This window comes from Pelagibacterium halotolerans, from assembly GCF_044811015.1.
In the GTDB taxonomy this organism is placed as follows: Bacteria; Pseudomonadota; Alphaproteobacteria; order Rhizobiales; family Devosiaceae; genus Pelagibacterium; species Pelagibacterium halotolerans_A.
Genome location: NZ_CP085243.1, coordinates 1,660,776 through 1,681,378 on the forward strand (window position 1 = coordinate 1,660,776; position 20,603 = coordinate 1,681,378).

Below are 20,603 nucleotides of genomic sequence, written 5' to 3' on the forward strand. Positions count from 1 at the left end.
ATGTGGGCACTTGTCCGCGCCCGGAGGAGTTGCGATTAAAAAAAGCACCTCCCCGCCTCCACTCTTGCCACCAAGGAGAAGGTGATGCGCGCATCCCATAACGCTACTAAGGATATTGACGAGCGAGCGAACGCGCGGATGAACATCCGCACCAAACCCTGCGTGAAGAAGGCAATCCAGCAGGCGGCTGCGTTGAGTGGAGTAAGTGCCACTGCTTTCACGGTGAACTCTGCCTATCGTTCTGCGTTGGAAGTCATCGCCGAGTATGAACATACCACGCTCCATCAGGCGGATCACGCAACGTTCTTTTCATCGCTTGACCATCCAGAGGGCCCGACCGAGGATTTGCAGGGTGCTTTTGTTCGCTATCGAGCCACTGTTGCGCCGAAATGACATCACAAGTGAACCCGTCGTAATCAACCCGCCGAGCGGCGTTCAGGGCGACACGCTGATATATCGTCAAGCCGTCGTGCCGATCGTGGCGGCCGAAAGTCGAACGTTTTCAATCGGTCCGACACGAACATGACGGGGACACCATCCATCGGGTAACATATAGGCGCTGAAAGTGCTCAAAATCGAGCCACGAGGCGCTGTTTCCCTGGCACCGGCAGTCGCCCTCGGCATTGGCGTGCAATCGCAGCCGTGGCGCGTGCAAAGGCCCACGCGGACATCGAGGTGTACTACTTGTTCTCCTGACCGGCACTTCTCCAAGTGCCATTCCAACGCGGCCGTGCGCGCGGAAGTCCGCCTGCCGGATCGGTTCGTTGCAGATGCTAATCCCATTCGCCAGCCTCGTATCGCCGCCAAAGCTCACGGCGTACCCGTCGCCATTTTGCCTGCTCGTAGGTATCCGACCTGTACCAACCTTCTTCTTCGTAACCACGCGCCCAATCCTCGGCGTCTGAGCCGTACTTCTCGATCAGTGCATCCACAACCGCATTGATTTCGGGTTTCGGAATAAACAGGGGGCGAACGCGGAATTCCCACACGTGCCACACTGCAACCCCACCAACGAGCACCACGAGAACCGGAACAGCCGGATAGGATCGAATGAATTCGAGCATGCTTTCCATAGGACCACGATTTGTCGGTTTCTATGCCGCCATATTGTACATGGACCCGTGGTGTCTGTCAGGAACACTTTGTTCTTATGGATTCATTTTCAGATACCCTCAGAAGACGCGCGGCGGATTTGGGAATTTCCAACGCCGAAGTTGCTCGACGCGCGGGGCTTACAGAGCGTCGGTATGGCAACTACGTCAGCGGCAGACGTGAACCGGACCTCGCGACACTTGTCCGCATCGCGCGCGTTCTGGAAACAACGCCAAATGTGCTTTTGGGATTTGAGGAGATCGGAAGCAACGGCGGTGATGCGCTTCGCGCCAAGATCAATTCCGCCGTGGCCGCGCTAGGCAATGACGACCGGGAGACCTTGGCGGCATGTGCGGAGGCGATCGTAAAATTGCGATCAGGTTGAGCTAGGGTTTTCCCTGACACGCCCGTATTGGCTATCTTAATAGAAGGATCGTCTTGAAACCAAAGGAGACGATCAATGACCGACAAGACCCCTGAAATCGTCACGCTCAAGCAGCTCTGCGCGGAGTTGAAGGTTGACCCTCGTGAAGCTCGCGAACGTCTGCGCGCTGCCGCCCGCGACGCAAAGAAGAACCCCGAGCTGGCAAAGATGCACAAGCCCCGCACACCCTGGCAGTGGGCGAAAGGATCGCCTGCCGAGAAGGAGGCGTGGGCAGCTCTCACCCACTGACATCTCGTCAAACACTTCGGAAAGGGCGGCTCTCAGGAGCCGCTTTTTTTGGTCGAAACGCCGTCTTAGCAAGTCAGGGCCTTGGAACGATTTCAACCGCCGTGTAACAATGGATTATCGACTCGGCAATTGGCGAGTGACGGGGGCAAGTTTATTGGCGAGCAAGGAAGCAACGGCGCGCATTAAGATCAACCGCCTGCTTGATGAGGCAGGTTGGCGCTTCTTCGACGACGAGAATGGCCCCGCTAATATCGTCCTCGAGCCGAACATCAAGATCAAGCAGACGGATATCGAAGCGCTCGGACAAAACTTCGAGAAAACGGCTAAGGGCTTTATCGATTTCCTTCTGCTCGACCAGGATGGCAAGCCCCTGATCGTTTTGGAGGCGAAGTCTGAGGACAAAAACCCACTTTCTGCCAAGGAGCAGGCGCGTAAATACGCACGCTCGCAGAACGCCCGCTTCGTGATCTTGAGCAACGGAAACATCCATTATCTTTGGGACCTAGAGCAGGGAAATCCTTCGGTCATCTCCGAATTCCCCGGGCCGGGCGAGATCAAGAACCACTATGCGTTCGAACCGGACGCCAACAGACTGGCGGCTGAGCCAGTAGGGCTGGATTTCATCGCGCTGACACAGATGGCCGGATATGCCAACGAAGCAGCGTGGAAGAACGAGGCCGAGCGTCCAGCCTTCATCAGGAAGGTTGGGTTGCGGTTTTTACGGGACTACCAGCGCCGCGCGATCGTACGGGTTCAGGAAGCCGTGAAGAGAGGCGCTACCCGGTTCCTTTTTGAGATGGCCACAGGAACTGGCAAGACGCTGACATCGGCCGCCGTCATCAAGCTCTTCCTGAAAACCCGCAACGCCAAGCGGGTATTGTTCCTAGTCGATCGGCTTGAACTCGAGGTACAGGCCCAGACAGCATTCAAGGATCTTCTAAAGAACGACTTCACGTCAGTCATCTACAAGGAGCAACGCGATGACTGGCGAAAGGCTGACATCGTTGTCACCACTGTCCAGTCACTGCTCTTCAACGACAAGTACCGGCGCCTCTTCGCGCCCACGGATTTCGACCTGGTCATCTCCGATGAAGCCCATCGCTCCATCGGCGGCAATGCGCGTGCCGTTTTCGAGTATTTTATCGGCTACAAGCTCGGGCTCACCGCTACGCCCAAAGATTATCTGAAACAATCCAAGGATCGTAAGTCGGCTCGTGACCCGCGCGAAACCGAGCGCCGGATGATGCTCGATACCTATCGGACCTTCGGCTGCGAGACAGGTGAGCCCACGTTCCGCTATTCCCTCATCGACGGTGTGCGCGATGGTTTCCTGATCAACCCTTACGTGGTCGATGCCCGAACCGGCGTAACCACCCAGCTCCTGTCTGACGAAGGCTTCGTTCTCGATACGCTGGATGAAAACGGCAACGAGACGCAGGAAGCGTTCGCGGGCCGCGACTTTGAGAAGCGCTTTTTTGCCGAGGCAACCAATCGGGCATTTTGTCAGACCCTGCTCGAGCACGGGTTGCGAGACCCGATCTCAGGCGAGTTCGGTAAAACTATAGCCTTTGCCGTAAGCCAAAACCACGCGGCCAAGCTCACCCAAATCCTCAACGAGATGGCCGACCAGCTTTGGCCCGGCATGTACCAGTCCGATTTCGCCATGCAGGTCACCAGCCACGTGGCCGATGCGCAAAAGATGACAATCAATTTTCGGGACAACAATCTCGGCGGCTGGAACGAGTTCACGCAGGACTATCGGACCAGCAAGACGCGCGTTTGCGTCACCGTCGGTATGATGACCACAGGTTATGATTGCCCGGACATCCTGAACCTGGCGCTTATGCGCCCCATCTTTTCGCCATCCGATTTCGTCCAGATGAAGGGCCGCGGCACGCGTACGCACGATTTCGCAAACGAGATGTTCGATCCCGCCAAAAAGGCACAAATCGGCACGGCGAGAAAAACCGCGTTCCGGCTCTTCGACTTCTTCGCCAACTGCGAGTTTTTCGAGGAAAGGTTCCAATACGACGAAGAGATCGAGCTTCCGAAGCCGGCAGCCATGCCTCTGCTCGGCGGTGGCGAAGACGGCGGCACCACCACCACACGCAGCACGTTCGAATTCTCGGAGCCCGATCAGGTCGTCTACCAGGCCGAGCAGCAGATCGGCCCAGATGGCATGCGCGTCGACCGCGAGCTGTTCCAAAAGTTCGAGCAGATGGCCCGCTCGGACCCACACCTGTCAGAGCTTGTTGAGCAACAGAATTGGGAAGCCGTATCACGCCGCGTCATCGAAGAGTTGTTCGACAAGCCCGACGAATATTTCAATCTCGAAAGGTTACGTCAGGCTGCCGGTGTCGATCGCCGCATTTCAATCCGGGAACTTATCGAAAAGGCGTTCGGCCACATCCCCAAGTTCAAAAACAAGGCCGAGCTTATCGAAGATGAATTCCAGAAGTTCCTGGCTGATCAGAAGCCCGAACAGGCCGACCGCATCCGCGAGATGCGTTATTTCTTCGAAGCCTATATCCGCGACGCCAAGGTCCGCGCTTTGATCGACGCAGGCCATTTTGCCGACCTGAACGTCAACCCCACCTTCACCACCCGCGACCTAAAGGAAGTGCCTGCGCCTTGGCGCACCCGCATCCCTGAGTACATCAAGGACTACGTGTCCCTGAACCCCTTTATGTAACGAAAGACCACCATGCTCGACTCTGCCACGAAGCGTCGTATTGATACCTGCCGCGATATTCTCGTCGGCAAAGTACCCGACCCCAAAAGTCAGGTCGAACAGATCACCGTCGCTTTGATCTACAAGTTCATGGATGACATGGACATCGAAGCCGAGGAACTGGGCGGTCAGCGGCGTTTCTTCACCGATGAGTTTGAGCGCTACCGTTGGGCAAAGCTTGTTGCGCCCGGCGTGTCTGGGCAGGATATGCTCAACACCTATTCCGAGGCGCTCACCAAGATGGTCGAGAACGAGCGCCTGCCCGCGCTCTTCCGCTCGATTTTCCGCAACGCCTATCTGCCCTATCGCGACCCCGAGACGCTGCGCAGCTTTCTGCGCGAGATCAACAATTTCACTTACGACCACAGCGAGAAGCTGGGCGACGCTTTCGAATATCTACTTTCGGTGCTCGGCAGTCAGGGTGATGCAGGTCAGTTTCGCACACCGCGCCACATCATCGACTTCATGGTCGAGATCATCGACCCGAAAAAAAATGAAGTCGTTCTCGATCCGGCCTGCGGCACGGCCGGCTTTCTCATCTCGGCCTTCAAGCACATCCTCAAGCAGAACTCGACCCATGTCGTAAACGGCAATGGCGACGGACCGGAGACAGACGCCGCTGAACAGGCGCTCGAAAGCCCGATGCGCTTTCCGGGCGACCTGCTGTCGGGCGAGGATCGTGATCGTTTGGCGCGCAATATCAAGGGCTATGATATCTCGCCCGACATGGTGCGGCTGAGCCTTGTGAACCTCTATCTGCACGGCTTTGCCGATCCCAAGATCGAGGAATACGACACGCTGACGTCTGAAGCCAAATGGACCGAGACGGCAGACGTCATCTTCGCCAATCCGCCCTTTATGTCGCCGAAAGGTGGCATCAAGCCGCACACGCGGTTTCAGGTGCAATCCAAGCGCAGCGAAGTGCTGTTCGTCGACTATATTGCAGAGCACCTGAACCCCAATGGGCGTGCCGCCATTGTCGTGCCCGAAGGGATTATTTTTCAGAGCCAGAGTGCCTATGCGGCTCTGCGCAAGATGCTGGTCGAGAAATACCTAGCCGCCGTCATCTCCCTGCCCGCCGGCGTGTTCAACCCCTATTCGGGCGTCAAGACCTCCATCCTGATCCTCGACCGCCCAGTAGCCAAGACCAGCCAGCACGTTGCTTTCTTCAAGATCGAGAATGACGGCTTCGCCCTTGGCGCCCAACGCAAGGCGGTAAAGGGGTCGCAACTCGCGCTGGTGAAGGCCGAACTCACGGAGTGGCTGCAGGCCGCGCGATCAGGGGGCGGTGAGAATCTAGAAAGCATTTTTGGCAATGCGATCGAGCGGAAAAAGTTGGCGGACGATGGCAACTACAACCTGAGCGCCGAACGCTATCAAGAAAAAGAAGCCGTGCAGCGCGCTTGGCCAATGGTTGCGCTTGGTCAGCTAACCAAACGTCTCAGCGGCGGAACCCCTTCAAAAGCAAACCCGGATTTCTGGGAAGGTGACATTCCCTGGGTCTCACCGAAAGACATGAAGGTCGACTTGCTGAGTGACACTGAAGACCATGTTTCCCGGGCCGCCGTCGAGAGTAGCGCGGCGTCACTCGTTCCACCCGGAACAATCCTTTGCGTGGTCCGCTCCGGCATTCTCCAACACACGTTCCCCGTTGCAATCGCGTCTCGAGAGATGTGTTTCAACCAAGATTTGATCGCCCTCATAGCTGACGGCGAAAAGCTGCTGAGCAAGTTCCTTTTCTGGAACCTCAAGGTACGTGGCAAGGAAATCTTGGCACAGGGCATCAAGCCCGGCGTTACGGTTCAAAGCTTTCATTCAGGGTTCTTCCAGAACTTTGAAATACCCCTTCCGCCGCTTGAGATACAACGCGAGATTGTGGCCGAGGTCGAGGGGTATCAGCGCATCATCGACGGTGCCCGTGCCGTCATCGACAACTACCGCCCCCACATCTCGGTTGATCCTCAGTGGAACACAGAAGAATTGCAAAATCTTGTCGACACGGTCACACCGCCGTTGAAGCTACCGACCTCAGAATATGATAAGGCCGGAGCAATACCGATCATCGACCAATCACAGGAATACATTGCGGGATGGACGAACAACGTGGAGGCGTCCATTTCCCCCCAAGATGGTCTGGTGATCTTCGGTGACCATACCTGTGCAGTGAAGTTCGTCGATCAACCTTTTGCCCAAGGGGCTGACGGCATCAAGATTTTGCGCCCCCGACAGGGCCTTTTGCCGAAGTATCTGGCATTTTACTTACAAGCGCACCCCCTCGCACAGGATGGCTACAGACGCCACTTCTCATTACTCAAGCGCCATCCGGTAGCAGTACCGCCTCCCGAAGTGCAAAACGCGATTTCTGCCGAAATCGAAGCTGAGCAAGCCCTCGTCAATGGCAATCGCGATCTGATCGACCGCTTCGAGAAAAAGATTCAAGATGCAATCGCTCGTGTCTGGGGCGAGGCAAGAGCTGAGGACGGTGTCTGATGGAGGAGGCACTGGAACTTGCAGAGTATCTGCCGCAGTCCTTCGCGAGTGCAAACGAGCAGGCCTATCTCGATTTCCTCTGGTCGGCCTTTCAAACGAATTACGAAACCGGACGTTACGAATTTGCCAGCCTCGCCTTTCATCTGCTGTACATGAGCTTTGTCAGCTTCTCGATTTGGCAGATCAGGCTAGCGCGGCCAGAGCAGTTCGCCATGGCAATGGTGGGATTTGATAAGCAGGAGAGCAACCTTGTATCCTGCAAGACTCCTTTCGACTTCTATGAATGCCTCAAAGAAAGTCAAATATTCCGGTTCCTGAAGTTGATTGGTTGCACGAACCAACAAGTGGGTGAGTTTGCCAAATTCGTGAGACGTCGTAATAAGATCGCGCACCCGACCGGCAACGTATTTTTTAATGATCACGCCGCGATCGATGCTGAGATAGCGGAGATGATGAAGGAAGTTCGGAACATTGAGCAGCACATGGAGCCGGTCATTTCTGAACTGTACAGTCGCTTCCTTGAAACCAGCGCCGAGATAGAGGAGCGTGAGTACACCGATCCAAAAGACGAGATAACGGCAAATTTAGTCCATGCCAGCTATATGTCCTCCGCCGACTTGGCCTTTTGTCGCACGTTCGATCTGGCCTCGTTCTCGGATCACGACCTGTATCCAGAAATAGTCATTCTTCAAGAGGCTCTCGTCACCCTCTACCCAGCTGAAGAAGCAGAGGAAGCCGCATGACCTCACTCTACGGAATTGTCGGAAATCAGCTTCGTCCCGCCACCCGCCGAGCGCTCACCAAAGAAAGTCTGATAGAGGATTGGCTTGCTGCAGATCCGAGGCTTGCGGGTCTCGATGCCATGATCATTGGACGCCAGGTGCCAACCGACCACGGCAAGTTCATCGACTTGCTGGCATTGGACGCCACGGGCGTGCTGATCATCATAGAACTGAAAAAGGATCGCACACCGCGCGAGATCGTAGCGCAAGTGCTCGACTATGCGTCCTGGGTGCGCACGCTGACGACGCCTGAAATATACGAGCGCGCGGAAAAGTTCCTCAACAAGCGGCTCGTGACTGCCTTCCGCGAAAAGTTCGGCGAAGCGATCCCCGATCGGCTCAACGCCACGCATTCCATGCTGATCGTCGCCAGCGAGCTTGACCCGGCCTCACGCCGGATCGTCGAATATCTTTCCGAGGAGTACGGTGTCGCCATCAACACCGTATTTTTTAACGTCTTTGAGGCCAATGGACAGGAATGGCTGACCACGGATTTCCTGCTCGATCAGGAAGAGGTCGAAGAACGCTCCGAACGCAAGGTTCGCGCGCCTTGGTCCGGCTACTTTTTCGCCAATGCCGGCCTCAACGAAAGTCGGACTTGGGAAGACTATCGCAAGTATGGCTTCATAGCGGCTGGAGGTGGAGAATTCTATTCAGGCCGCTTAGGCCAGCTGAGTGTTGGTGACGAGGTTTTCGTCTTCGACAAGGGTAATGGCTACATTGGCTATGGCGTCGTCACGGTGGAAAAGACCCTAGCAGCCGACTTCCAGACGCCGGACGGCCCTCTTCTCGAACAGCCGCTAATTGGACAGAATTTGGGACATGATGCCGACAATCCCGAGCTCGCCGAATATGTGATCGGCATAGACTGGAAGCACACCGTCGACCGCAGCCAAGGCAAGTGGTTCAAAGGCGCCTTCGCCAACCAGAACATTGTCTGCAAACTGCGCGACCAAGCCACGGTGGATTTCCTGGTTCAGGAATTTGGGGTTGTTAGTAAGAAGTTGGAACCTGACCGGATCGGATCGTCCACATGAGCACCGCTCATTCGCACCGGCAAGGGTCGTCGAGAAGCTCAAATGCTATGCGTATACGCGAGATTTTAAGCACAACTCCGGAGAAACCGATCCACCTTTTTGGCAACCAAGTTCTGGTCGCGAGTCTCGCATTCCCAAATCACCATTGCCGACCAGCCTTGCCGTTGTAGTTCCATCATGACTCTCCTGTCGCGAGCGACGTTGTCTCGGAACTTCGCTTCCCAGTACTCCCGGCGCGTTTTCGGCGTTGTTGATCTCGGACAACCATCGTGCCGGTGCCAGAAGCAGCCGTGCACGAAGATGACCGCTTTGCGAGACGGGAATACTAGGTCGGGACTTCCCGGTAGGCTTGCCCGATGGAGTCGATGTCGAAACCCGAGCGCGTGCGATATTCGCCGGACGACCATTTCCGGAGCGGAACCTTTTTGCCGTACCCGCGCCATCAGTGCGGACCGGCTGGGATCTACGTCGACTGGATTTCGGGATTTGTTCATTGCTGCCGGATATGGTTCATTCGAGTCTCGGAAACAAATTTGAACGGAAGTCCGTCTTGCAGACAATCAACTTCACAGTTGACGCCGCTCTACTGCAGGAGTTGGGCGAACGTTTGATAGGAAAGCCGCACATCGCACTCGCGGAACTTATCAAGAATTCGTACGATGCCGACGCCTTTAGCTGCACGGTCACCTTTGGAAACGACAGTATCGAGATTGCCGACGATGGACATGGTATGTCCTTCGATGAATTTCGTAGCTTTTGGGCACGGATCGGAACCACCCATAAACTGGAAGACGGGGTGTCTCGAGAACTGCACCGCCCCCTAACAGGCTCAAAGGGTGTCGGGCGCCTGGCAGTTCAGTTTCTTGCTCGGGAAATGGAGCTCCGGACGGTAGCCAAAGGAGCCGAGCATCAAACACTGCACGCGCTCGTCGACTGGACAACCATAACGCGCGGAAGAGACCTCAACACAGTCGAAATCGCTTGGCAGACTCAACAGCAAGGCTCGTCATTTCCATACGGTGCGACATCGGGCACGATCATCACCCTCAAGGGGCTCAGGGACAAATGGGACGCAGACAGACTGCAAGAACTGGGGGAGGAGCTTTGGTCCTTGCGCTCCCCGTTCAGGCGGCGACATGCCAGCCCCACCACGCGTACGGCGGAAGACTTTGACGTCTCAGTTGTGGCCCCCGAAATCGAGGACGCACAGCAGAAATTTGACGCCCACATCAATGCCTTGCGCACCAATTGGAAGGCGCGGATCCGAGGCAAACTGAGAAATGGTCGCAGGGGGCACCCGGCATCGGTTGTCGTCGAATTCAAGGAAGGTTACCCCGCCAAAGCGCCAGCTGAAAAATTCGAGCATTCGGTTTCGCTTCCTATCAGCGATTCCAGTGATGCCCTTCTTGACCGAGTCGATTTTGAAATCCTCGTATTCAAGCTGGAGGGCCGACAAGCAGGGGGCGTGCTCGTTTCCGAGCTGAGGGACTATCTGACCAGGTTTGGCAATGTCGCTATATACGACGCCGGATTCCGACTGCCCTACTACGGAATGGCTCACGACTGGCTAGACATCGCGGCGGACCAAGCTGCGCGGACGTCGATTTCGCTGCTGCTACCAGCAAGCCTACGAATTGGCCAGCGATACATGCTGGACCTGCCCGATGCACGTCGTCTTTTTGGTGCGGTCGACATCAGTACGAGCCATGAGCGCTCTGTGGCAGAAAGTGCGAGCGAAACGCCTGGAAAGTATCTGCAACTCCAGCCCGGACGTGATCGGCTCCATGACAACGAAGCTCACCGTCAATTGCGCGACTTGGTTAGATTCAGCATCGATTTTTATGCAAACCGGTATCGACTGCGGGAGGCGCGCCGTGTCGAACAGGTCAGGACTGTGGAAAGGGCGACAACCAAGCAAGCCCGTGTGCTAGAGGTCCTGGAAGAAAACAAGGCCTCAATTCCGCAGAACGTTTTCAGCGAAGTGCGTAGGGAGGTTTCCGACGCTCTTAAGACCTCGAAAGTTGAAGAAGAAGAGCAAGACCGCCGGGCGGCTCTTCTTGCACCTCTCGCTTCGGCCGGAATGGCGGCTTTGGCCTTAAGCCACGAGCTATCGCGCGAAAGGCGACTGCTAAAGAGTGCAATTCAACAACTGAGCGCGTTGGCAGTGGAGCACGAACTAACGGAACTGCAAGACGTGCTAGCGAGCCTAAACGAGGCTCACGATCGGCTACAGAATCTCCAGGGTCTATTCGTACCCTTACTTTCGGATGAGGATAAGTCGGCACTTCACCGGCTCAAGGTAAAGCCTGTTGTGGAGCAAACAGTCAATGCGGTGAAGACTATCATGCCCGGCGTGCAATTTGAGATTGAGGCAATTCCTGACGATTTGCGCTTTCCCATAGGCTCTGCTGCAGAATGGAACGCTTTGATACAGAACGCACTCACGAATGCATGGAACGCCATGTTGCAGACACCCCATCCTCTTATTTGCATTGAAGGCGGCCAACGCAGCCGATCAACAGAATTCCTGCGTATCAGCGACAACGGTAGGGGGCTAGGAGTTGCGGTGGATCAAGCTGATAAACTATTTGAACCATTCGAGCGCCTCCTCGAATTAGATCCGGACCACGCATCAATTGCAATTGGAGGTCAAGGATTGGGACTGACTATTTGTCGAATGATAGCTCGCCAGCGCCGGGCGGACATATGCTTTGTTTCCCCTCCGGAAGGATATTCCACCTGTCTAGAGGTTTCGTGGAGGGCATGACCTTGAAGATCCTACTTTGTGATGACCGTGAGGTTGAGCGTGGCAAAACTCAAGGTCTTATCGAAGACACACTCGGAAATGCTGAGCACCACGTTACGGCCTGGGATAACACAGAGCTTTCAGACGCCTTGCGAACATTGTTTGGGATCGTAAAGTCCCGTTTAGATGAGAACGCGTCGTCTGCAGTGGCTACTTGTACGTTTGACGACTACGACCTCGTCATCATTGACAACAATCTTTCCGCTTTGGAGCTATTCGAGACCAGATTGACGGCGGAGTCCATTGCGGGCTATCTGCGGGCCTTTTCGCGCGTTCCTTATGTCGTGTCACTGAACAAGAACCCTTACGTAGACTTTGATCTCCGCTTTCTCATGGGTGACTACAGTACACGAGCCGACGTAGCGATTAGAACCGAGCATCTTCAAAACGACTGGCTATGGCACCGAAAGGACAACGGCTCACCCGACGAATTTAGACCGTGGTACTGGCCCTGCTTGTCGCAGGTATCGTCCTCAAGGCAGCAACAGATAGAATACGTTAAAGAGCATCTAGATGACCCCATCCTACCCACACTAGGGTTCGATGCGCGAGCAGCGGCTGGACTCTCTAGGCATACGGAAGGTGCGCTTTCACCTGAAGTAGGTCCTGAAACTGGAGCTGATGCTTCGAAAGATCCGTTAAAGGTCACGTTTCGCGATTTCTTTCGCCACTCAAATCGTTCACTGCCGCTCTATGACGAACGAGAAACACTTCTGCAAAATGGAGAGGATGACATAATATCTCGGGTTGTCGCGGCAGAATGGGACGTATTGATGCGTCGCGATATCGTCGGCGCCCAAGCCGTCCTTGTGGATTTACCGCATCTCTTGGCACGCATGCCATTTCTTCTAGGGCCGGGAGCGAAATCACTCGATAGTTGGAACAATTGCTTGCTATCAGACGCCCCTCCATTTGGGCTTGACAAAGACATCTATGACCGAGTTCTAAGCCCAGCGCGCTTTCAGCATGATCTCTGGTCGCAGCGGCCTGCATTTTGGTGGACGACGCTGGAGGACAATCCTGAATTGCGACGGTTGTTTTACGAATCGAAAGGTGAATGGGGCGACTTCGTTTTTTGTGAGGACACGTCCAAATTCGCACCCCGACGTTCGAAAGGGGGGCAGAAAGTCTACGAATTCGCTGCAGAGTTTGAAAGTGAATGGGACCGTCGATTCATCCAGAAGATAGATGGATATAACTATTCCCCGAATAGCCGATTCGCACTGTGAACACCCAAATGACTAACACTTGGCACAACGTAGATATTTCAGATTACTGCGATATGATTCGTATATACGCAGAAAAAGGAATAAAGAAATATAAATCCCTTGATTCCGATGTCAGAACTCCGATCGAAAATTTCATATTCGACATTGAGAGAGATGAAAAAAAGATTCAGTATAAATTTTCTGACATGAAAAAGGGGAAGGATACGAGCGTAGGATTTATTCCTATGCCCGACCACAATGATCGCGGATACAGATACACCTTCTTTAGGCCAAAAATTCAGCCGACGGATGGAGGTTTTCTTTGTGACTTTTCAATTCTCTTCTGGGTCGGTTCGTCCAAAGAGGGTGAGTACGCTGGTCGCACATTCGCCTATCGGATGGAAGCCATAGACGCAGAAGGAGCACACTGTTATCCGCACATTCAAATATGTCGCGCGCTGTTTGGAGCAGACGCTGACGGCAATCAGCTCGAAACTTCTTTGCCTGGCTGGCTACCCGATAGCTATCCAGCGTTTCCTATAGTACGTGCGAACCCTACTACTTTGTTTGCCACGATGTTGGTATCCGTGCATGGCTTCGACCCTCACGATACAGGGAAGTTCGCCTACTCGGTTTTGCGCGATTCCTTTTCCAACAGCGCCCCAAAAGTTGCAGTGCAGCTGGCTACAGACATCGTCAAGTGGCTATTCGTATGCGACTAGACTCGGATCTGTTCTAGGAAGCGCTTATAGCATCTCACATAACCGCCCTTAACCTTGGGAGCTATGCCTTCCAGAGCCTTGGCCAATCCCCCCTTGGCCAACTGGCGATACAAGCATTCCAGATCGTCGCTCTCGCCGAAGATTGCGTAAACGCCGTGTGACGGAATTGCCCCGCTTGTATCGAAGGCTATTCGGGGAACCTTGGCGATTTCGGGCACAAGGAGTTTCGGCTGCTCCCAATCAGTGGCACAGACTTTGTCGATTGGTCGGTACCACTCAGCACCTTTTCTTGAAACCGCTCGGTTCTCAAGCGTGGGACGGAACTGCGCCATGTGACGCCCTGCGAGGGGATAATGTGATAGATCGCGCAACTTTCCGTCGTCCCCATAAAGGGCAATGACTTTCCTTCCCCGGTAGTCAATAGCACCCTCTTTCACCTCAGTTCCGTCCAACCAGGGCACAAGAATCTCAGGCTCTAGATGCTGTGCCGCCTCCGCATCCAAGACAAATGCGGGGGTACAACCCAGCGCGGGGCCAACCTTGACCTTGAAGCCCGCCTCGCGGAGAGTTTTCTGACTAGATACAGGTTTCCGGTCAACTCTCTTCGTCGCGCGTCGTCTCAAAACCAGGAGCGTCGGATAAGCGTCGACATCGCGCACATATGCATCGATCGCGCTGATCGGTTCATCCAACTGAATTTCAATTTCCGGTAACCAATAATCGCGGAACTCTTCCGCGAACGCCATAAACCGCCACCGGTCCGAACACACCATACCTAGCCGACCACCAGGAAGTAAGGAGCTGAGGGAACGGTCAAGGAAGGGCAGGAACAAGTCCCCGCGTGCTGTTCGACGCGGAAGTACCCGTTCATAGAGATATCTCAGTCTTTCGGGTATAGTCGACCACCGCGCATACGGTGGATTTCCTGCGACGTGACTAAAGGCGCGCTCCTCGTAGCCCTCGATCAGGAAGTCGCCTGTGCGCAACCATCGTCTCGCCAAGTGGCCCGCGTCCTCTTTGCGGAGGCCATGTTCGACGAGGCAGGTCCTGATTCTTTCTCGTGCTTTCGCCGCCTCACTCTCAAGGATCTCATAGGCAACGATAGAATTTTCCACCTCGTTTACTTTGGGAAGGCACCCCCTCCTCTTGAACGAGCTAATCAGACGTGAAGCGGCTTCGACGACAAATGCCCCATCACCTGCAGCCGGCTCAAGTAGTCGACTGACAGACAGATTCTCTCGCGCGCTCCAGCTTATGGCGTCGAGTAGCTCACTCACAACCTTCTGCTGCGTATAGACTCCACAGCGCTCGTGCAGCGCTACAACGTCGTCATGAAATGGTTGTGGCGACGTCGGATCGAGCATACTCACCTATCTGACAGTAACACGAGAAAACCTTCGGGTCTCGCTACCACATCTTCTATAAGACGGAAACTGTTGTCGAGTCGGAGACCTCAATGAAGGTAGCGGGGCTTTTTGCCGGGATTGGCGGAATCGAATTGGCCTTCTCAAGGGCAGGTTGCGAAACGGTACTGCTTGCCGATTCCGATTCCGCTGCACAATCGGTGCTGCAACACCACTTTACCGATGTGGAGATTTCGGGAGACGTTGCGGAGCTGGCGGCGCTGCCATCCGAAGTGGAGGTTTTGACCGCTGGCTTTCCTTGCCAAAACTTGAGCATGGCTGGAGACAAGAGTGGCATAGCCGGGAAGAAATCCGGCGTCGTATCGAACCTGTTTCGTCTTATCGAGGACGCCCATGTTCCGACTATTGTCATCGAAAACGTGTACTTCATGCTTCATCTCGATCGCGGCAAGGCCATGGATTGGCTCCTCACGCAGTTCGAAAATCTAGGCTACGCGTGGGCATATAGAGTACTGGATACGATCGGATTCGGAGTACCGCAACGTCGGCGCCGTGTGTACCTCGTAGCCAGTCGTACTCTCGATCCGCGAGAGGTGCTGTTTGCCGACGATCAGCCGACGCAGAAGCCAAAGGCGCCGCACATTTCCAAGCCTATTGGTTTTTATTGGACCGAGGGACGCTCCGGAGTGGGGCTAGCCGCTGAAGGGGTTCCACCGATTAAGGGGGGATCAGGCCTCGGCATTCCGTCTCAACCTGCAGTGCTGTTTCCGGATGGGAAAGTTCTGAAACCCGACATTGAAACGTGCGAGCAGCTGCAGGGTTTTCCTCGTGGGTGGACCGAGTCAGCGGTTGGAAACAGAAACCCCCGTTGGCGTCTGATAGGTAACGCAGTTTCAGTGCCAGTCGCCGAGTGGGTAGCGAAGAACATTAACAAGCCGCGTGCTGTTCTGGAATTTGAGGCTATTCCCATGGCGGAGTATCGAACATGGCCCGACGCTGGCTTTGGCAATGCCGATGGCCGTTTCGGGATGATGGCCGGAGACAAGCCCATTTCAGTGACTGCACCATCCATTTCCACGTACAGGTCCCCGTCCTGGGAACCACTTTCACCAAGAGCTTTACGCGGCTTCCTCTCTCGCGCAAGGGAGGGGGGCCTCTCATTCCCTGCAGGCTTCCTTGAAGCGCTAGACTGCGCTCTTCAACAGGTGACCGAGTCGCCGTCGGAAACACTTGCCCCTTAAGCCGCTGAATAAATCTATCGCACCCCAGTGCACTCCGGTGTTACCCAAAGTGACACCCAGCGCGATTTCGTCTGTCTGAACGCAAATGCAGGTAGACATTAAACCATTGATATTATTAAAGAAAAATGGTGCCCAGGGGCGGAATCGAACCACCGACACGCGGATTTTCAATCCGCTGCTCTACCAACTGAGCTACCTGGGCATCCAAAGCACGGCGCATGATGCACCGGCGTGTGTTGGTCGGGCGGTTTATAGGGGGTTGGTTGGGGCCTGTCCAGCGGGAGGATTAAGAAAATTCGCCGGTTCGTGAACTTTTCACAACACCAGCACGAAGGCACCCCAAATGCCCATCTGGACTGTCACTCGTCATCATCCTCGAAGGTCGGCGTTTCCTCCTCGTCGAGCCCTTCGGCAAGGGGTTTGCCAGGGATGGCATAGCTCCCCTTGAGCCAGCGGCCCAGGTCGAGATCAGCGCAGCGAGATGAGCAGAAGGGGTGGTAGGCCTGTACCGAGGGCTTGCCGCAGATGGGGCAAGGTTTGGGTTTTCTGAGCCGGGTAACGTTGTCGGGCATGGGTTATACTCCAGTGGCGACCGGATTGAGCCAGCCGAACTGAACGGGATACCCCTCGCCTGCAAGCAACGATACCGTCTCATAGAGCGGCAGGCCGACGACGGCGGAATAGGACCCGCTGAGCTTGAGCGCGAACGCCCCGGCGATGCCCTGGATGGCATACCCGCCAGCTTTCCCGTTCCATTCGCCCGAAGCGAGATAGGCTTCGATATCCTTGTTGGATAGCCGCTTGAAGCGGATGCGCGTATCGACAACCCGCTCATGCGCGTGCCCGCCGGGCGAGAGCACGCAAACGCCCGTATAGACCCTATGCGACCGCCCCGAGAGCAGCTTGAGGCAATCAGCCGCCTCGTCCATGGTTTCGGCCTTGGGCAGGATGCGCCGGCCTACGGCGACGACCGTATCGGCGGCAAGAACGATTGCGCCGCTCGCGAGCCCGGCCTGCTTGGCCTTTTTTTGCACCGCGACCGCCTTGGTGTGCGCGAGGCGCTGGGCCAGCCGGCGCGGCAGCTCGCCGCGCTCGGGGGTCTCGTCCACATGGGCGGGAATCAGGTGATCGGGCTCAATGCCGATCTGGTTGAGCAGGGCGAGCCGGCGCGGAGAAGCCGAGGCCAGAATCAGTTCGGGACGGGCTGCCCGCATGAGGTCTCCTGGGGCCTGCTACTTGAAGCGGTACGTGATACGGCCTTTGGTGAGGTCGTAGGGGGTCATTTCGACAAGAACCTTGTCGCCCGCCAGAACGCGGATGCGGTTCTTGCGCATACGCCCAGCGGTATGGGCGATGATTTCGTGATCGTTCTCAAGCTTGACGCGAAAAGTTGCGTTGGGGAGCAACTCGACAACAACGCCCGGGAATTCGAGCACTTCTTCCTTTGCCATTGGGTCTCCTGACAATAGCGGACGGGCCAGTAGATGTCGTGCCTGGCCTCGGTCGCGATCCAATAAAAAACACCGGGCACCGCGCATACCGCGATGCCCGCAGCCCGGTTTATTTCACCCGGCGGCGATTTGGCGCGCAAACTAAACGGAATTGCCCATAAATAAAAGGGGTCAGACGTCCTGTCCCGCATCGACGAGAAATTGCGGGAGCGTCTTCAATAACCTTGCGTCGAGATCCTCGCGCAAATCGCGGTATGCGGCGAGGACGGTTTCGCGCCTCCCTTCGATCTCGGAAGGGTCAGGGACGTTCCAGTACAGCATTTGGCCCGCTTCCAATCCGCGGTCGAGCACGGCCTTTTTTGCGTCCTCGGCGAGCGTGATCACCAGATCGAAATGGCTGGCCATCAATTCATCCATTGTATGCGGGGTATGGACCGACATATCGATGCCGATCTCCTCCATCACCTCGTGGACGAAATGATCCGCCTTGCCCGAGCGTACGCCCGCCGAACGCGCGATCAGCCGGCCGGGGAAATGCTTGCGCGCAAGTGCCGCGGCGATGGGCGAGCGTACCGAATTCATGGAGCACACGAAGAGAATCGTGGGCAACTCGCTGTCTTTCTCCGCAACGCGCGCAGCGTAGGGCTGGATCGCGCAGATGAGCGTGAAAAGCCGCCGCGCGGTCTCGAGATCCATCACGAGCTTGTTGTCGAGGCGCTCGATCAGCAATTCGGCGGCCTGGTTGTGCAGCCCGCGCCGGCCCATATCGACGGCCTCGATCTGGAAGGTCGAAGCCGAACGGATGGCTTCGTAATAGCTCTCGCGGATACGGAAATAGTCGCGGATCAGGCCGCGGAACGGGGTCAGCGAGAGGTAATGCGCGGCGATGGGGCTGAAATTCACCGGATCGCGGACGTCGAGCACGACGTGGTTGCCGATGATCGAAAGGTGCAGCGCGTAGGGCCCTTTGGCAGAAACACGCGCGGGATAGAATTTGTTCGAATCGACGAGATCGTATGTCGCGATGCGCCACTCATGCACCTCGTCGGGGTCGACGGAGGTGATGGTGTTGGGGTCGAGCGTGACCGTGACGATCCTGTCGGTCTCTGGATCGAACGCCCGTTTGCTCATGGTCTTACCGATTGAGCCTTATGGAGACCGACCGGCCATGTGCCGAAAGACCTTCGGTTTCGGCAAGCGTAACCGTTGCGCCTGCAAGTTCGGCGAGGCTGGAGGGATCGCAGCCCAGCACCGACGTGCGCTTCATAAAGTCGAACACACCCAGACCGGAGGCGAAGCGGGCCGTACCATCTGTCGGCAGCACATGATTGGAGCCGCCGACATAATCACCAATAGCTTCGGGCGTGAAATGACCGAGAAAAACGGCACCGGCATTGTGGACCTTGTCGAGGTGACGCCTCGGCTCATCGACAGCCAGCTCAAGATGCTCGGGCGCAATGCGATTGGTCAGGTTGAACGCTTCATCCAGCGTCCGGACGGTTATAACGGCGCCCAGGTTTTCCCAGCCTTCACGCGTGATGTCCGCGCGCGGCAGCAGGATAAGTTGACGCTCAACCTCCGCGGCGATGGCTTCGGAAAGCTTTGGATCGGTGGCAATCGCAATAGCCTGCGCCCCTGCCCCGTGCTCGACCTGCGCCAAAAGATCGGCAGCAACCCATGCCGGATTGGCCGTACCGTCCGCGATGACCAGAACGTCGGATGGCCCCGCAATGGTGTCGATGCCGACAGCGCCGAACACCTGGCGTTTGGCTGCGGCGACATAGGCGTTGCCCGGCCCGACGATCTTGACGACCGGTGCTACGTTCTGTGTGCCATAGGCCAAGGCTGCGACTGCATGCGCACCGCCTATGCGGTAGACTTCGTCCACCCCGGCGATACGGGCAGCCGCGAGAACCGCGGGGTTGAGCGCGCCGTCCGGGGTGGGAACGACCATTGCGATACGCTCGACCCCTGCGACCTTGGCCGGCACCGCGTTCATCAGCACCGAGGACGGATAGGACGCCAGCCCGCCGGGCACATAAAGCCCCGCTGCCTCGATCGGCGTCCAGCGCGTTCCGAGTGTCACGCCGATATCGTCGGTATAGATATGATCCTGCGGTTTCTGCTTTTCGTGATGCGCGGTGATGCGCCGATGCGCGAATTCCAGCGCCTCGCGCACCTCCGGCGCTGTTGCCTCATAGGCAGCGTCGATCTCCTCGCTGGAAATCCGCAGCGTCTCGGGCGTCAGCGAAAGCCTGTCGAATTTTTCGGTATAGTGGATCAGCGCCGCGTCGCCGCGGTCCCTGACATCCGCGATGATGGCGGCGACGGTCTCGCCGACCTCCACCGAGGATTCGCGTTTGGAACCGAGCAGATCGGCAAAGGCACGTTCGAAACCGGCATCGGCCGTCGAGAGAAAAACCGTCATATCCGGCGAATAGCCCCCGTGCCCTAAGAGGTCAATCGACTTCGTGCCTGGGTTGCGCCTTGGCGGCCCAAACGCCGCCCAGGTCTTTGAGGCGCGCTTCGAGGCATTCGACATCGAGCCTGACCGTCGCGCCGCCCGCAAATGTCAAAAGCACCTCTCCCGCCGGGTCGTCTCCAGTGAGAAACCGTACGGCCAGCAGTTCGAGCACGCCGTCCTTGGCCTTGATATCGAAGCCCTCGGCATGGGCGTTGGTGACATAATCGAAATGCAGCCCCGCCCTCTTGCGCTGGCCGCGCCCACGCGGATCGTCCGCCTCCCATGCATAGCGGTTCATCAGGAGTACGAAGCGCCGGTCGGCCTTGGCGTAACCCATGTCGCCCACGCGCACCACGGCGTCCTGCACATGCGCGGACAGCACGTCGAGGTCTTCACTATCGAGGGCGAGCAGCTTGAGGTCGGTCATGGCATCCCGGCTTGAAACAATATGCGGTTCGGTTGCCGCATATCTGGGGTACGCGACACGTGCCTGCAAGGCCACGCTTTACTAGCGTGTCCTTTTGTCCAATGCGAGGGCCAAT

At 56.4% G+C, this 20,603-nt stretch carries 19 protein-coding genes and 1 tRNA gene; 10 read left to right on the forward strand and 10 right to left on the reverse strand.

The window, feature by feature from the left end:
* The first annotated feature begins 84 nt into the window (after window positions 1-84).
* Complete coding sequence (locus LG281_RS08225) at window positions 85-393, forward strand: DUF1778 domain-containing protein (RefSeq protein ID WP_404406184.1); 309 nt, start codon at window positions 85-87, stop codon at window positions 391-393.
* A 380-nt stretch (window positions 394-773) separates the two neighbouring features.
* Here LG281_RS08225 and LG281_RS08230 read toward each other — a convergent pair whose 3' ends face one another.
* Window positions 774-1,064 carry a hypothetical protein gene (locus tag LG281_RS08230; RefSeq protein ID WP_404406186.1) on the reverse strand — a complete coding sequence of 97 codons (291 nt, stop codon included), beginning with the start codon at window positions 1,062-1,064 and terminating at the stop codon, window positions 774-776.
* Between the two features lie 86 nt (window positions 1,065-1,150).
* Between LG281_RS08230 and LG281_RS08235 the strand changes: the two genes are divergently transcribed.
* The 5 genes from LG281_RS08235 (at window position 1,151) to LG281_RS08255 (ending at window position 8,805) form a co-directional block, all read left to right on the forward strand.
* Window positions 1,151-1,477, forward strand: coding sequence for a helix-turn-helix domain-containing protein (locus LG281_RS08235; RefSeq protein ID WP_404406669.1), 327 nt, complete (start codon window positions 1,151-1,153; stop codon window positions 1,475-1,477).
* A gap of 142 nt (window positions 1,478-1,619) precedes the next feature.
* Window positions 1,620-4,457 carry a DEAD/DEAH box helicase family protein gene (locus tag LG281_RS08240; RefSeq protein ID WP_404406671.1) on the forward strand — a complete coding sequence of 946 codons (2,838 nt, stop codon included), beginning with the start codon at window positions 1,620-1,622 and terminating at the stop codon, window positions 4,455-4,457.
* 12 nt (window positions 4,458-4,469) lie between these two features.
* Entirely contained in the window at window positions 4,470-6,986 is a 2,517-nt protein-coding gene (locus LG281_RS08245; protein WP_404406188.1) for an N-6 DNA methylase, read from the forward strand.
* Entirely contained in the window at window positions 6,986-7,729 is a 744-nt protein-coding gene (locus LG281_RS08250; RefSeq protein ID WP_404406190.1) for a hypothetical protein, read from the forward strand. Before LG281_RS08245 ends, LG281_RS08250 begins: the two co-directional genes overlap by 1 nt.
* Entirely contained in the window at window positions 7,726-8,805 is a 1,080-nt protein-coding gene (locus LG281_RS08255; RefSeq protein ID WP_404406192.1) for a hypothetical protein, read from the forward strand. The genes LG281_RS08250 and LG281_RS08255 overlap by 4 nt, the downstream gene beginning before the upstream one ends.
* 65 nt (window positions 8,806-8,870) lie before the next feature.
* Here the strand turns inward: LG281_RS08255 and LG281_RS08260 are convergent, their stop codons facing one another.
* On the reverse strand, window positions 8,871-9,299 hold the full coding sequence (locus tag LG281_RS08260) for a very short patch repair endonuclease (protein ID WP_404406194.1): 429 nt from the start codon (window positions 9,297-9,299) through the stop codon (window positions 8,871-8,873).
* 56 nt (window positions 9,300-9,355) lie between these two features.
* Here LG281_RS08260 and LG281_RS08265 point away from each other — a divergent pair, with 56 nt between their 5' ends.
* Genes LG281_RS08265 through LG281_RS08275 form a run of 3 tightly spaced genes read left to right on the forward strand, consistent with a single transcriptional unit; the run spans window position 9,356 to window position 13,541 of the window.
* Window positions 9,356-11,572 (forward strand): ATP-binding protein, encoded by a 2,217-nt coding sequence (locus tag LG281_RS08265; RefSeq protein ID WP_404406196.1) that lies wholly within the window; start codon window positions 9,356-9,358, stop codon window positions 11,570-11,572.
* Window positions 11,569-12,840: a hypothetical protein gene (locus tag LG281_RS08270; protein WP_404406198.1), complete on the forward strand. Its 1,272-nt coding sequence runs from the start codon at window positions 11,569-11,571 to the stop codon at window positions 12,838-12,840. The genes LG281_RS08265 and LG281_RS08270 overlap by 4 nt, the downstream gene beginning before the upstream one ends.
* 8 nt (window positions 12,841-12,848) lie before the next feature.
* Complete coding sequence (locus LG281_RS08275) at window positions 12,849-13,541, forward strand: hypothetical protein (RefSeq protein ID WP_404406200.1); 693 nt, start codon at window positions 12,849-12,851, stop codon at window positions 13,539-13,541.
* Here LG281_RS08275 and LG281_RS08280 read toward each other — a convergent pair.
* Window positions 13,538-14,905 (reverse strand): Eco57I restriction-modification methylase domain-containing protein, encoded by a 1,368-nt coding sequence (locus LG281_RS08280; RefSeq protein ID WP_404406202.1) that lies wholly within the window; start codon window positions 14,903-14,905, stop codon window positions 13,538-13,540. The two genes, LG281_RS08275 and LG281_RS08280, sit on opposite strands and share 4 nt — an antisense overlap.
* A 92-nt stretch (window positions 14,906-14,997) precedes the next feature.
* Between LG281_RS08280 and LG281_RS08285 the strand changes: the two genes are divergently transcribed.
* Complete coding sequence (locus LG281_RS08285) at window positions 14,998-16,146, forward strand: DNA cytosine methyltransferase (RefSeq protein ID WP_404406204.1); 1,149 nt, start codon at window positions 14,998-15,000, stop codon at window positions 16,144-16,146.
* A 126-nt stretch (window positions 16,147-16,272) separates the two neighbouring features.
* On the opposite strand, the gene LG281_RS08290 is transcribed toward LG281_RS08285, so the two are convergent.
* The 7 genes from LG281_RS08290 to LG281_RS08320 all read right to left on the reverse strand — a co-directional run bounded on the left by LG281_RS08290 (window position 16,273) and on the right by LG281_RS08320 (window position 20,488).
* Window positions 16,273-16,348 (reverse strand) — tRNA-Phe (locus LG281_RS08290).
* A 157-nt stretch (window positions 16,349-16,505) separates the two neighbouring features.
* On the reverse strand, window positions 16,506-16,718 hold the full coding sequence (gene yacG, locus LG281_RS08295) for a DNA gyrase inhibitor YacG (protein WP_404406206.1): 213 nt from the start codon (window positions 16,716-16,718) through the stop codon (window positions 16,506-16,508).
* 3 nt (window positions 16,719-16,721) lie between these two features.
* Window positions 16,722-17,360, reverse strand: coding sequence for a Maf-like protein (locus LG281_RS08300; RefSeq protein ID WP_404406208.1), 639 nt, complete (start codon window positions 17,358-17,360; stop codon window positions 16,722-16,724).
* Between the two features lie 18 nt (window positions 17,361-17,378).
* Window positions 17,379-17,597, reverse strand: coding sequence for a translation initiation factor IF-1 (infA, locus tag LG281_RS08305; RefSeq protein WP_024708546.1), 219 nt, complete (start codon window positions 17,595-17,597; stop codon window positions 17,379-17,381).
* Between the two features lie 171 nt (window positions 17,598-17,768).
* Window positions 17,769-18,728 carry a UPF0262 family protein gene (locus tag LG281_RS08310; RefSeq protein ID WP_404406210.1) on the reverse strand — a complete coding sequence of 320 codons (960 nt, stop codon included), beginning with the start codon at window positions 18,726-18,728 and terminating at the stop codon, window positions 17,769-17,771.
* 4 nt (window positions 18,729-18,732) lie between these two features.
* The gene (hisD, locus tag LG281_RS08315) at window positions 18,733-20,025 is read right to left on the reverse strand and encodes a histidinol dehydrogenase (RefSeq protein ID WP_404406212.1); all 1,293 of its coding nucleotides are present in this window, start codon (window positions 20,023-20,025) and stop codon (window positions 18,733-18,735) included.
* Window positions 20,026-20,056: 31 nt separating this feature from the next.
* Window positions 20,057-20,488 carry a DUF2948 family protein gene (locus tag LG281_RS08320; protein WP_404406214.1) on the reverse strand — a complete coding sequence of 144 codons (432 nt, stop codon included), beginning with the start codon at window positions 20,486-20,488 and terminating at the stop codon, window positions 20,057-20,059.
* Window positions 20,489-20,603: the final 115 nt, after the last annotated feature.